The organism is Lysinibacillus sp. NPDC096382, from assembly GCF_044762845.1.
Taxonomy (GTDB): Bacteria; Bacillota; Bacilli; order Bacillales_A; family Planococcaceae; genus Lysinibacillus.
The window spans coordinates 133,866-147,219 of the sequence record NZ_JBIWFC010000008.1; the positions used below are offsets into that span (position 1 = coordinate 133,866).

The 13,354-nt window shown below is 35.1% G+C and carries 7 protein-coding genes; all 7 read right to left on the bottom strand.

The window, feature by feature from the left end:
• Positions 1-67: 67 nt before the first annotated feature.
• Positions 68-4,105 carry a PHP domain-containing protein gene (locus ACIQZA_RS13460; RefSeq protein WP_402881848.1) on the bottom strand — a complete coding sequence of 1,346 codons (4,038 nt, stop codon included), beginning with the start codon at positions 4,103-4,105 and terminating at the stop codon, positions 68-70.
• Between the two features lie 1,416 nt (positions 4,106-5,521).
• Positions 5,522-7,297, bottom strand: coding sequence for a DHH family phosphoesterase (locus ACIQZA_RS13465; RefSeq protein ID WP_402881850.1), 1,776 nt, complete (start codon positions 7,295-7,297; stop codon positions 5,522-5,524).
• A 262-nt stretch (positions 7,298-7,559) separates the two neighbouring features.
• The gene (locus tag ACIQZA_RS13470) at positions 7,560-8,672 is read right to left on the bottom strand and encodes a hypothetical protein (protein WP_402881851.1); all 1,113 of its coding nucleotides are present in this window, start codon (positions 8,670-8,672) and stop codon (positions 7,560-7,562) included.
• A 9-nt stretch (positions 8,673-8,681) separates the two neighbouring features.
• Entirely contained in the window at positions 8,682-10,346 is a 1,665-nt protein-coding gene (locus ACIQZA_RS13475) for a DnaB-like helicase C-terminal domain-containing protein (protein ID WP_402881853.1), read from the bottom strand.
• Between the two features lie 12 nt (positions 10,347-10,358).
• On the bottom strand, positions 10,359-11,090 hold the full coding sequence (locus ACIQZA_RS13480; protein ID WP_402881855.1) for an RING finger protein: 732 nt from the start codon (positions 11,088-11,090) through the stop codon (positions 10,359-10,361).
• Between the two features lie 76 nt (positions 11,091-11,166).
• A complete protein-coding gene (locus ACIQZA_RS13485; protein WP_400934682.1) occupies positions 11,167-12,144 on the bottom strand; it encodes an ATP-binding protein in 978 nt (325 codons plus the stop codon).
• Positions 12,145-12,281: 137 nt separating this feature from the next.
• Positions 12,282-13,262: a hypothetical protein gene (locus ACIQZA_RS13490; protein WP_402881859.1), complete on the bottom strand. Its 981-nt coding sequence runs from the start codon at positions 13,260-13,262 to the stop codon at positions 12,282-12,284.
• Positions 13,263-13,354 lie beyond the last annotated feature (92 nt).

Sequence of the window (13,354 nt, forward strand, 5' to 3'; positions counted from 1 at the left end):
TAGACATATGTCCTGAATTTCATTTATAGAATATAACTTCCTTCCTTCCTTTAGTAAGAATAGGAGCCTAGTAAGCTCTTGCTCTTTCATCTTGAAGAATTAAGTCACCGTTTTTCTCAACACCTAGTATTAAGTTTACAGTATGTTGAACCTCTTCACCTTTGACTTTGTAAGTTTTCAATACAAATTGTTCTTCTCTGCGGAAACCATTAAGCAACACTAGATTGCCGCGAATGAACCACGACTTCTCAATCACTTCTTTTTTCTCACCTTTTTTGCGTGAAATCTGTTTATCATAGTAAGCGAAATTTCCTGCATATGTTTTCACATTAACAACGCCATGAGGTGTTAAAACAGTAATTGTATGTCTTGTTTTGTTTCGGTCAAGTACAGTACCAACAATAGTAAAGACCTTCTGCTCAGGAATGGTTTTATCATTGAACTGCGAATATCCTACTACTACAGGTTTTTCATCAAGTTCGAAGAAATTAACAATGTTGTATTTCTCCATATTCACATTCATTAACTCATGATCATTCTCATAATATGAGATAGAATCCATTTCCCATTTAGATACTGAGCCTTTAGCTGTTTTGTACCACTCTCTCTTAAACATGGCTTCATTATAAAGTTTGATAAACTCTTTCGTAGTTATTAGCTCTTTGAAAGGCTTTATCTTTTCATTATACTCTTTAGTGAATTGTTTCTCCGAAATCTCAAGAGTAACATAATTATATCCACAGATAGAACTACCGTCAAATGTTTTCTCATAAAATTGCTTGGCACTTTCATCTAGCCCTAGAATCTTATCTTTAGAAAACCCTGTTTTACTGCATTTGTTTGGTACTTCTTCCACTCGAACTACACTCTTTGAGATATATTCTTTAAAGTTGAATAGCTCTTTATAGATATGCAAATCAGGATTATCTAACAATCCTAAATCAATGATAGATTTCATGTTTTGCATATTCAAGCTCTCTTTTATGCCGATTTCTTTTAATAAAAAATCTCTCATAATATCTCTTGGTTGACCAAACTCATTAAATGCACCTGCTTTAATGAGCTGTGTAACGTGTTTCTTTTGTACCAGCTTTCCAACATACATACGCTCGTAAAAGTCGTCAAATGAAGCGTAAGGACGATTAGCAATGATTGTGTGAGCTATTTCATCACCGATTCCTACAATACCTTTAAACGAGAAGATAATACGCTCGTTTACAATATCAGGTACAAAGCCGAACTCAGCTCGATTGATTAATGGTTGTGATACATTAACACCGCGACCTTTCATCTTTCCTATGGCTTCTGCTACTTTACCATAGTTGGTTGACTTCTGTTTTGCCTCTTCTTCCACCTCCAAAGAGCCTGAGTTAACTGTTAGGCACGCTGTTTGCCAATACAGAGGATTGTAGTAGTAGGATAGATTCGCTTCAACCATAGCTATCAGAGTATACGCTAGAGTGTGAGGAATCGAAAAAGCGTAACCTAACATTCGGGAAATCTGTAACCATAGATACTCGATTACTTCATCACGGGTTCCACGTTCTCTTCCCCATAAGAATAGCTTTTGTTTTACTTCTTCCTGTACATCTGCCTTTTTCTTGGCAATACTTTTACGAAGGTAGTTAGCTTCTTTAACAGTGAATCCTGCTATGTTTTCATCCATAGCCATAAGCATTACTGCTTCTTGTGTATCAGCTACACCGTTTAAGGCTTTTAGGTACTTCTCAAAAATAGCGACTTCTTCATCAGTTAAACCATATTGGTGCATTTCTTCATACCAAAGATTAATATCATTCTTGTATCGTATGAATGTATCAATTGGTTGTTCTTCGCCATCTGACATAAGTCGCATGATAGAATTCAATGATACAAGCTCAATAAGGTTTTTAGGTTGAGCTTTCTTGATAACAGCCTGACCTAATTGAGTTGAAAACTGGAATAAGTCAATTATCTTATCTTCACCAATCATCTTAAATAACTCAGGGTTAGTCTTATCAATAATTTCAGGATGGAAGTATTTCTCGAATGTTTTTCGAAGTGTTCCTTGCCACTCAATTTCTCCATATTTTAACAAGAGTTCCATACACTCTTGAATCTTATCATTACCCTCAATTGTAAGAACATCGAACTTGATAGCTCCACATGCCTGACTATCATCTAAGTTAAACTGTGTGATAGGTGTTCCATTTGGTGCTTTCATCATTGCGTTCATCTTGGTGTATTCTTCATTTAGAACTAGTACACCACCTGCATGGATTGAGCGTTTGTTGATTAATCCCTCAACCTTTAAAGCTGTTTCTCGTAGTCGTGGATACATGTCGATTTCATCAATAAGTTGTTTGATAAGTTTTCTACCTTTTTCTTCATTACCATATAGACAATCTTTCAGTGACCACATATCGCCACGTTCTACAGGAATAAGTGAAGCAATATATAAACCTACATCACTATCAATACCTAAACCACGACAAGCTGTTTGAACCGCAGATTTTGCTTTCTCAGTACCGAAAGTACATACTTGAATAACTTGTTTCTTACCAAAGAAATCTCTCATTCGGTCAAAGAGGAAGCCTTTTTTAGTTGAGGATACATCAATATCAATATCCAACGCTGAAATATCAGGTTTAGACTTATGTAAGTGCCGCCAATGGGGAACTTCAATACCATAAAGCAATGGGTTTACTTGAGTAACGTCAGTTAAGTAGTTGATTAAAAAGGCTACAGCAGAACCTCGCCCTGCACCCACAATTGAACCTTCTTCTCGTGAAGCGTCACCGCAATCGTCACCCCAAATTATCTCAATGATTTTAGCAACTGTAACATAATAACTGGCCATTGATTGATTTAGGATTATTGACATTTCCCACAGTTCTTCTAGCTCTATATTTATTCGAGCCATTACTTTATGAAATGCTTCTTTTGACATTCCACGATAAGGAATTTTCTTTTTGAAGCCCTTCTCGATTAAATGAATCAAGTATCTATCTTGTTCATTTTCAGAGAGTGCCATTTTCTCAATGTAGCCATATTTCTTATAGCCACCTTTAAATAGGTGAGTCACCTCAAACTCAGGTAACTTAGCAACAGGAATGATAGTGTCACCCTCAATTGTATAGTCGCAAATCATTTTTCCTATAGCCATTGTATTTTTCAAAGCTTCTTTGACAACATCTTTGTCTAAATAGCTCATTTTCGCATAAATCTCACTAACCTTGTGCAAGTAAGTGTGAGCATAAAATGAATCAGTCTCACGTTCATCTTGCTTAGAGTTTAGGTATGCTTCATGAATTGGCCTGTCCTCAGGTCTTAGATAGTGAGCGTCATTGGTGATAATTAGTTTTAAACCATATTTTTGTGCTAACTTGATAAGTACTTTGTTTACTGTTAATTGCTCATAATCAGCACTAGGTTGTAGTTCAAGATAAAAGTTATCTTTACCATGTAGCTCAATGTTCCACTCAATAAACGATATTAACCTTTTTATATTATATTGTTTCTTTTGTTCATCTCCTTCTAAACGTGCCTTATCAGCTTCTAGGATATAGATAGAGCTTTCAGAGCCCAAGCAAGCAGTCGTAGCAATCAGTGTATCAGGGAACTGTTTTACAATCGCTTCTAGGTCTTTTTTGACTGTTGGTACACGCTCCATTGTACCAGTGTAAAATGAGTTCTCCCATGCTTTTGAGGATAAAATACGGAGAGCTTCATGACCTTCTTTGTTCTTAGCTAAGAGTAGATAGTGAGGGAACTTAGTTATACCTGATTGGTAGTTATCTCTAACTTCTTCTAAGCTGTCAACAAGGTATATCTCGTTGCCTAGAATCAATTTAAAGTCTTTCCCTATCTTACCCGTTTTCTTTAGCTCACGAACCGTCTGAATAGCTTTCACATGTGCTGATAGGGCTTCGTGGTCAGTAATGGCCAAACCTTTAAGACCAATATCCCACGCTGTCTGAATAAGGTCCTTAACAGAGTTGATACTATCTAATAATCGTATGTTACTAACATCTGTATGTGCGTGAAGCTCGATACGACAAGTACATTCACCTTCACATGTACATATCCAAACGTCTATTTTGTGTAGTTCACAAGTTTTGCACATTTCATCTTCTCCAATCAATATCAATAAAAATAGCTATAGCATTACGCTACTTTTGTTAATCTTTTGCTATTCTTACTTTTGTCTTGTGTTTTATATAAGCTCAAGCTTTCTTCGCACAATCACGAAAATCATTCCAACCGCTTTTGATATTTCAGTGATGTTTTTTGATTAAAGTAATACATGTCTTAAACATAATTTACTGAATCTTTCGACTGTTCACCCCGGCCACAGACAACACCATTTACAATGTCCTCCAACCAATCAGGCTCAGGCAATATTTCATTTGCTAAAATTTATTAGTGTCTAAAACTTACTTTTCCCCTATATTTTTCGAGCCAATCCCAAAACTTATCTTGTTCAACATCAAAACTATAGTCATTGTATGCAGTTGCAATTCCATGTTTCTTAAATTTTTTTGCAGGTAGTCCATAGTTCCTTATCCAACATCTTATAACGCTTACCTCAGCTCCTATGATTTCGGCAAACTCTTTGGTTGTCATTAATCCTTGAGCAAGCCTAGGATCTTGACTTCCTAATAGTTTAGTTGCAGAACATTTAATAGCTTCAACACTTCTACGTAAATATTCGGCATCCCATAATTGGTTTTAATCTAATCAAAATAAGAATTAGCTTATTCTTATCTTTATGTATTTTATTTGTCGTTTCCATCTCTTTCATAACACTAATTCACTCATTAATAAAGCAATTTCTAACATGTATTGCATCACGATTCTTTTGACTAAATATCCTACTTGCTCACAGAAAATTTTTTTAGTAATAAATTCAATTTCTTTTTTTGACCATACATTTTGTAAGTTGTATTTGCTCTTGTTGCTCTCTTACCCCCACACATTTAACATTGTATATAATATTGTTATTTTTGTAAATAAAAAGAGTAGGTTTTCCTACTCAATTTAAAGATTTTAAACAGTTTTTTGAAAGGCAACGATAAAAGTTTTACAATATCTGAGAACCAATCATTTTTCACTTTTCTTATTCTTCTTTACGTGTATAGCTTTCTTCTTATTCTTCCAGAATCTCATTTGAATACTCATCTTTATGATTAATTTTACAACCTATAAATTCTTCATGTAATGATACTCTATTTCAACATCTTTTATTGCGAATCCTGTAGTAATCCCATCTTTTGTGAAAAATCAGATTTTTCCACACTCACTACGATTGGGTCTTTACAATCGATGAAGCCTTTTAGAACATCAGCTTGACACCCCATCACGAAAGACTCATATCTTTATAGACCTCAATCTCACAGATAAATTTACCTATAATCAAGTTAGCTTTCTCCTGTGATTCTTCTGACCATCCATCTAGTATAATTTTACTTACCATGTATGTAAATCATCTTTCATTTCACTTATAAAACTTGCTATTATAATTCTTAAAATTTTATCATTTTTACCAATTGAATAAATCATCTACATTGACTTCTTCAAATAGCGTAAATTTTGCTTTTTCACCTATTGCCATATCTTCAATTAGGAACTGCGGTGTGCTTTTTCCCAAGAAATGGTTCACGCTCAAGCTTCCAACAATTGTTAGTTTAACGATATGACCGTCTTCCATCAGGTCAAGTAAGCGTCTATCGCCTGTGAATTGTAGAAACTTGATATTGTTGTGATACCACTCAATCATGTTTGAGCTTGAAGACTTTTTAATCCTGTTTGTATCTACTTCAATATCAATTGCAAACAATGGCTTGCTTACTCCCTTGCCCCAAAGGTACTCATGCTCATAAACTCTATCAACTAGCTCAGTAGTTAATTGACCATCTTCTAAATAGAAATCAACATCAATCTTCTGCTCACCTGTTAGATTTTGTTCCTCTAAAGCATTATTAATGGCACCATTCAAACTTAATAATGAATCTTTTGAAATCTTAAATCCACAAGCATTTTGGTGTCCACCTAGATAATCAAACAATTTCAACCCCTCTAGGAAGTCCTTAGTGTTCTTCATAGTGCCATCATAACCACGTAGAGATCCTGAAAAGCGCTCTATCTCGCTATCCCACACTAACATTAGGACAGGCTTTCTATACTCTCCTGCTAACGCTCCAGCAAGATAGCCACCTAAGTCTCGGTCAAATGATTCTTCTAGCTCAATCAATAGAAACGCATTTTCGTGAAGATTCTTTTCTACAATCTGCTCTTTGATTTTGACAACCCATTTTTCACGCATTGTCTTTTGACGCTTATAAGCGTTGACACATTGTCGAGTTACCTTTTGTGGTAGGGTCTCACTTTTTTTAGAGCGAGGATTCACTGTAGCTTGCTCAATACCTCTAAAAGCATTGAATAAGTCAACCTTTTCCTCGGGTTTCCCTACTCGGATAATACCGTTCATCTTAGGGATAACACCGAAAGCCAATGTGTGAGGATATACACGCTTAAAGTCACCAATCTGTTTTAAGATGATTTCCTTTAAGAACTCATTTCGTATATCCTTTAATCCTTCATACACTAAGTAACGTGTCTCAGGACTTGTTAAGTCCATGCTGTCAGCGATATTGCCAAGCGCAACAAGGTCTAAATACTGTTCTGCTTCCATGTAGCCATATTCATCATCAAGTGCCTGTAAAAACTTGTATACGATTCCTACGCCTGATAGAGCCTTGTTAGGATAGTTATCTGATAGTTGGTTGTTAACTACTAGAGCAAACTCTGATTCACCATTCTCAGCTTCGTGGTGGTCAAGGATTAAGATAGGTATTTCATGTTTTTCACAAATGAGATACTGTTGTTTGTAATCACTTGTCCCTGCGTCAGCTACGATTAATAAGTCAATAGCTATTTCCTTATGTAGCTCTATAACCTCTCTCACTTTGTCCTCTGTGATACCATGTTGTTTACCTTCATGGAATAAGAAGATAAGTTCAATATGAGGGAATAGATTCTCGATATATGAAGCAAGAATAGCTGAACTTGTGTTTCCATCAATATCACTATCAATGATTAGTACAACTCTTATCTTTCCCCCTTCTACTCGCCCTCTGTTCTCAATCTCTTTGAACAGCGCTACAGCTTCCTTCATGTTTTGTAAGTTTGAGTAGTGAATTTCATCACTTGCTTTAGGTTCTAATAACCTCTCTTTGTCTGAAATGCCACGATTCCCTAGAATAACTTCTAGAAAATCATCCGTGACAATATTGGATGTGCTAATTAACCGATACAACAAATTCACTCTCCAATTATACAATTATATTACTTTTAAATAATCTTTGCTGCTTCTTTTTTCCGAAATTTGGAATCTCTTTACTTTTGCACCTAGAACTAAGATTCCACCTTCAATATCTTTGATATTTTCCTTTACTTTTTTTCTTTTTCAGAATGTTAAGCAGCCAAATCTAATTTTTGTTTCTTTATCTGCGTAAGCAATCTGCATTGCATTTTCTACTGATTTTTCAAATATCTTAATTGCTCTTTCCATTGTGTTATTATTCCTTTGTGTTAATAGTTGTTCTCATTTTGAATAACTCAACAAAAACCTCTTTACCTTTATCAGAAGGTGAGTCCTTTAAATCTAGCAGTTTCCACCTGTCCCATATCATACTTACCTTTGTGTAGCTACTAAACATTGAACAAAGTCGCTCTAGTTTTTCTTCATATATGTTAGCCTCTTTTGTGTTGAGAACAGTGAACTCTTTATCTAGCGCAATAATAACTTCCTGTACGCCTAAGTTAATTAACATTTCCACCTGTTGTTTACTAATATTACTACCACATAGAGCTACACTAAAGTTCTGATTAGGAAAGTAGGTTTCAAATTGCATTACTGACTTCTCAGATTCAAAAATAACTACTTTTCGAATCTTTTTAATGAAGTTTTTGTTTTGATACAATCCATAGAGATTTTGGAAAGTTGGATAAGAATACTGTACATTCTGTATCTTTAGTGGAATGTATTTATATCCATTATCAATGTCCTCGAAGTTTAATGACCTAGATTTAAGTCCAATCAACTTACCTGTGTCATGGCTTCTGTGAGGAATAACAATTCTATTTGATTTCTCATAGTACATAATCTCATATTTTTTCATTGTTTCCTCACTGATATTGTCAGATAAGAACAATGGGTGGGGTTTACTAGAAAACAATTTCAAAGTATATTCGCTATGTACTTTCATTTCAATATTGACAGGCTTTTTAACCATTAAACTATCAAGCCAATCTAATTCTTCTCGTCTACTAACATAAGAATGACCAAAACCCTCAGGTCTAGTTATGTACTCATTTGTCTTTCCTAGAATTCTTAAAATCCAATTAATAGCACCTGTCAGATTAATTTCCACGCCTTTTAAAGCATAGTTTTTAATTACTAGGTCAAATACATCAAAGTTACTACCGCAATCTGTATAACAACGAAAAATCATATCATTAATGTAGTAGTATAACTTCATCTTTCCATCTGAAATGTTATGACAAATGGTGTTAGTTATAATGTGACCTTTTTCTAGGTGTGATTCAATGTGTTGAACCCCTAACTCTGTCAGAATTGTCTTAATTTCTTCAATTGTTAGTTCACTTTTTAACATATCTTTGTCATACATTTCAATCACCTAGTCCCCAAATAAATCTCCAATGCTACCTTCATCTTGATAGCTATTAGTTTCTTTTATGATAGCTATGATATCTTTTTCATCTTCTGCATAGATGTTAAAAACACTTGTTTCTTTATTTTCATCATCTTCTAGGAACTGTTCAACCAAAGTTGGTGTAATATCAGAGATAACCTCACCTTTATAGTTAGTTACAAATAAGTCAGTCATTCGTAGAGTGCCTAAATTAAAATGTACCCAAATGCGAATTAACTTCCACTTGTTACCACGATTCTTATAGATGTTGATTGTGTGAGTAGGTTGCAAATGGAAACCTAAGTTAGCAGTCTTTTTAATTTCATCAAACAACGCCTCATCTTGAGTTGTAAGAGGGATTTGAATTGCCCCTAAGTCAAGTTTGTTGACTATAGATTTAGAGCCTTCTAATGCCGATTGATCTAATGCACCTTGTTTCCATGTGTCATTAAGCTGAGTAGATGTACCAATCCAAACATTGTAGCGATTACAGATGTTCTTTAATCGTATTGACATGATACGCAATACTTGGTGCTCTTGAAGGTTACGTGCACCTTGTTTTGCTAGGCTATCAAACATCTTTAATGTTGAATGCATATAGTCAAAACCAATATATTGTACACCATTTTTGTTTACATGTTTCTCGATTTCATGTTCAATATCATCATCATCAAAGTCAAATAATTCTTCGAACCATACAGGTGTTTGTTCTAAAACTTTGAAAGCGTGTTTTAAACGCTTAATTTCTTCGTCCGTTAGGTCATTGTTATGAACCTTATCTTCTTCAACATCAGCAATGAAACATACCGCAGGAATCTTAATTTCTTCTTCCTCTAACTCAGTTGAGATAAATAGTCCACGCCCTTTGTTGTTGGTTTTAACCCACTTACCATCAGTATAAATATCAGTTACACACATATTTAAGATGTGGGCTAATAGCGAACGAGTTTTACCCGAACCTGAGTTACCTGAAATACAGTAAAGCTTTCGCAATCGTGCGCCACGAGAAGCTGTGTTAAGGTAGCCACTTGTTAAGTTAGCGCCATAGCTTAGAGCTAGTGTTTTCTTGAAGAAAATATCTCGAATGTTCTCGGATAAGTGACTGCCGATACCTTCTTTTTCAATCATAAATTCAGACTTAATATCAATGATTTTGCTGTCTATGTGTTTCACTATGTCAACTACAGTCAATTTATTGAAGCGTTCTGACTGTTCTTCTTCATCTTTAAGCTCAAAAACATCAACATCATAAATGTCTGAAATATCAATACCAACCTCAGTATAGTGTCTAAGCAATGAAAACTTTTTAACTCTGTTATAGTGATAATCGAAGTTATCAGGCTCATTTAGTTCCATCACTCTGTCAACATATTCGTCACCGCCATTGTCCTTATATATTCGGTGTTGGTTAGTAAATCCTTTTAGTAAATAGGAGTTAATCTCAAACTTACCAATTTTTGAGACACCTTCACGATAAAGCTCATTTATTGTTGTGAATAAAATCTTATGAAATCTCTCAGGGAAATCATTCGGTGTTAGCTTATATCCACTAGATAAACTCAACACTTCATCCGGTTCATTCAGAAGTCTAGCGAATATTGGAATATAAGCAAATTTATCTTGTAGAGCTAAGAGTGTTTTATTACTCATTTCCCATTCTCCTTACATACTGCTTAAATCATAGCGACTTACTCTATTTGCCTTAACAGGGGCAACAGCTTTGATTTTTACTGTCTTGTTATTTATTGTGACGTTGTTGGCTGAGTTTCCTGCTTGTCTTAGTTTTTGGTGATAGCTCTTGGCTTTCTCGAAATAGAAAGGTATAAGACCTAATCCTACACCCTCTTTAGTAGGAACTTTTTCAACATCAAACATATACTTTAATGTCACTAGCATTGCTTTGTATGAGTAACCTCGTTTATTGTGATAATCAGTTATTTGCTTTAACATAAAGCCTGTGGGAAACTCAACATTGTATTTCAATGCAATATAATCAAGTAGTTCCTCTCGGTTTTTCTTTTGTCTTTGTATGCTCTCATAGCAAGCTTTGTGATAAGTTGCTGTGCCAATATCAAGAGCGTCTACGTCAAGGGGATTGACCTTCTCTTTACACTTAGGACAGGTTCTCACCCTAACCTTCACTTCAAACTTCTCACTAGATTGGTGATATTGCTCTAAGCAACTTTGATGGACTGTTAAGCTACCACGCTTCACAATATCCTTTTCGCTTTCGAACTCTCTATTACAGAAATTACATGTCTTCTTTTCCTTATGTCCCTTTTCTGATTCACAGGCAATATGGAAATAACCACTACTCTTTTTGATAAAACTAGATACATCATTCTTGTTGATTTCTTCTTTGCAAATTTTGCACTTTGGTAATGCGCTTGCCATAACTTACCACCCTTTTCAAGTGACAATAGAGAGTGCTATCTCCAACACTCCCTACCTACATACCATTACGCTATTTTTATAACGTTTGTTTTAAATCGTAAGCAACTAAAGAAAGTTGTTCTACTTGCGATTCTGTCACATCTTTAAGAGTGCGACCTTTTCCTAAGTGTAGTTCCACAAGATTGTTCATTGTTTTCTTCGCAACGTTAGCGCCTTGTTTTTCAACTAATTTAGCTGTAAGGTCTTTGATTTCAGCTTTTAAATCTTCAAACGATAGTTGTTCTTCCTCGTATAAGTTAACACCTTTTTCAACTACTGTTTTTTGACCTTTTTCAACTTCTTCTTTTTCAATAGCGTCAGCGATTGCTTTCACTAGGGCTTCATATTCAAATTTGATAACAGGTGGTGTATGTTTGAAACGTGAACCCGCTTCAAAATGTTGTGTACCACGTAAGAATAATGCTGTTTTAGATTCACCTTCACGATCGATTGACTTAGCGTAACCGATAATGTCAGCCATTGACAGCACGATACCACGAGGTTGTTTTGTTAATGTCGGTACTGTTTTTGAATACTCTGCGCCATCTTCTGCTGTAATCGTTTGTACTTGAGCATGTGAAATCATTACAAGACCATAACCCATCATTGGGATAGAGCGTAACACTGTATCGAACTCGTCACGAACTAATTTATAGCCACCACCGTAAGGAATATCACCAATTTTATCTACGCCTTCACGTTGAAGAATGAACTTCTCGCATGAAGCATAAGATAAGTCTGCTGTATCTACAATAATAGTTTCAAATTTTTCTTTAACTTGAGCGTTTTCAAGTTGTCGTAATACCTTCTTGAAGTCAGCCCACTTAGTAACGTTTTGTGCCATAACACCCGCAAGAGCGTTATAGCCTTTTTCAAACGCTAGTAATAAAGCTTTGGGAAATTGTGAAGCTATAGTTGTTTTACCAACCTTTGGCTCACCGTAGATTACTACTATTTTTTCACGAAGGTCACGAGAAATTTGATGCGGTTGAATAGCTAGTAAATCGATTGTCATTGTTCAACTCTCCATTTTCTGTTAAAATTTATTCAATAGAAGAAGGTTAAAAACCGCCTATTCAGAAAAGAAAGTGGCGATTGTCAACCTTCTTTTAATTACCTAAATCTAAGATATTATTAAATCACTTAAAAGAATTAATCTTCACCAAATAAATCATCTAAACCATCATCTTGTTTTTCATTTTTTTTAGCATTTGTTGGTTGAGAACCATTACCGAAACCTGCTGTTGGTTTTGGCTTATCATCAGTTTTTTCTTTCTCTTTTACTGCTGATAAATGACGCTCACGATTAGCTAATGCTTCTTTAAGAAGTGAAATGTCGAATACTTCTTTGTGAACACCTTCTTCGTATAATGTACCGCCTGTTGCGATAAACTCACGAGTACGCTCATAAGTTACGTCAGTTTTATTTTCCCCAAAACCTGATTCAATTACACGTTCGATTTTTTTAGACTTGTTAACTAAATCACCGTAAATACGCACAGAAGCACGAGCTTGGAAGTTGTCAGTTAAGTAGTCTTTACCGCCTTGTGGCAATGTTTCACCTGTTACAAATGTTAATGGAATTATTTTCCCACCATACAAAGGAACGTAAAGCTGAATTTTTAATCGACCTGTTTCATTTTCGGCTTTATCTGTTTCGGCTTTAAGTGATTTCACGATTCCCTCAATATCAAACTTAGCTTTTGGATTGAAATCTTTTGCTTCGCCTTTGTAGCGAGTAGGTGAATATCGACCACTAATTTTAGGGAATGATTTAACTTCTCCATCATTGCCTTTGTACTCATTTAGAGTTAATTTACCTTGACATTCAATACGTGAAGGCTCACCTTCTGATACTCCTTGAGCAATGTCAGCAACAGTAACTAGTTCATTCATGATAGTAGTTAAGGCTTTGTAGTTTTTGTTTACTTCGCCTTTTTGTGTAAGCTCTTTTGCGAAGTAAGACACAACTTGAGTTTCTTCCTCACTGATTTTAACAGTAATGTCACCGCTTATACATGTGTAAGGCTTACCTATATTGTCTTTGAACTCTTTCTTTTCGAGTGTTGATTCTTGAGCGTAACCAACTATCTCAATTTTGTTTAATGCTTCTCGTAATAATTGTTCTGCCATTTCACAATCCCCTAACTTTTAAATTTTATTATGCTTTTAGTAAAATACAAACTAGCTACCATTAGATATTTCGGCATTATATCATTATGTTA

Coding starts and splice junctions, on each gene's coding strand:
- ACIQZA_RS13460 (WP_402881848.1), bottom strand. CDS start 4,105: ATGTGCAAAACTTGTGAACTACACAAAATAGACGTTTGGATATGTACA.
- ACIQZA_RS13470 (WP_402881851.1), bottom strand. CDS start 8,672: ATGTATGACAAAGATATGTTAAAAAGTGAACTAACAATTGAAGAAATT.
- ACIQZA_RS13475 (WP_402881853.1), bottom strand. CDS start 10,346: ATGAGTAATAAAACACTCTTAGCTCTACAAGATAAATTTGCTTATATT.
- ACIQZA_RS13480 (WP_402881855.1), bottom strand. CDS start 11,090: ATGGCAAGCGCATTACCAAAGTGCAAAATTTGCAAAGAAGAAATCAAC.
- ACIQZA_RS13485 (WP_400934682.1), bottom strand. CDS start 12,144: ATGACAATCGATTTACTAGCTATTCAACCGCATCAAATTTCTCGTGAC.
- ACIQZA_RS13490 (WP_402881859.1), bottom strand. CDS start 13,262: ATGGCAGAACAATTATTACGAGAAGCATTAAACAAAATTGAGATAGTT.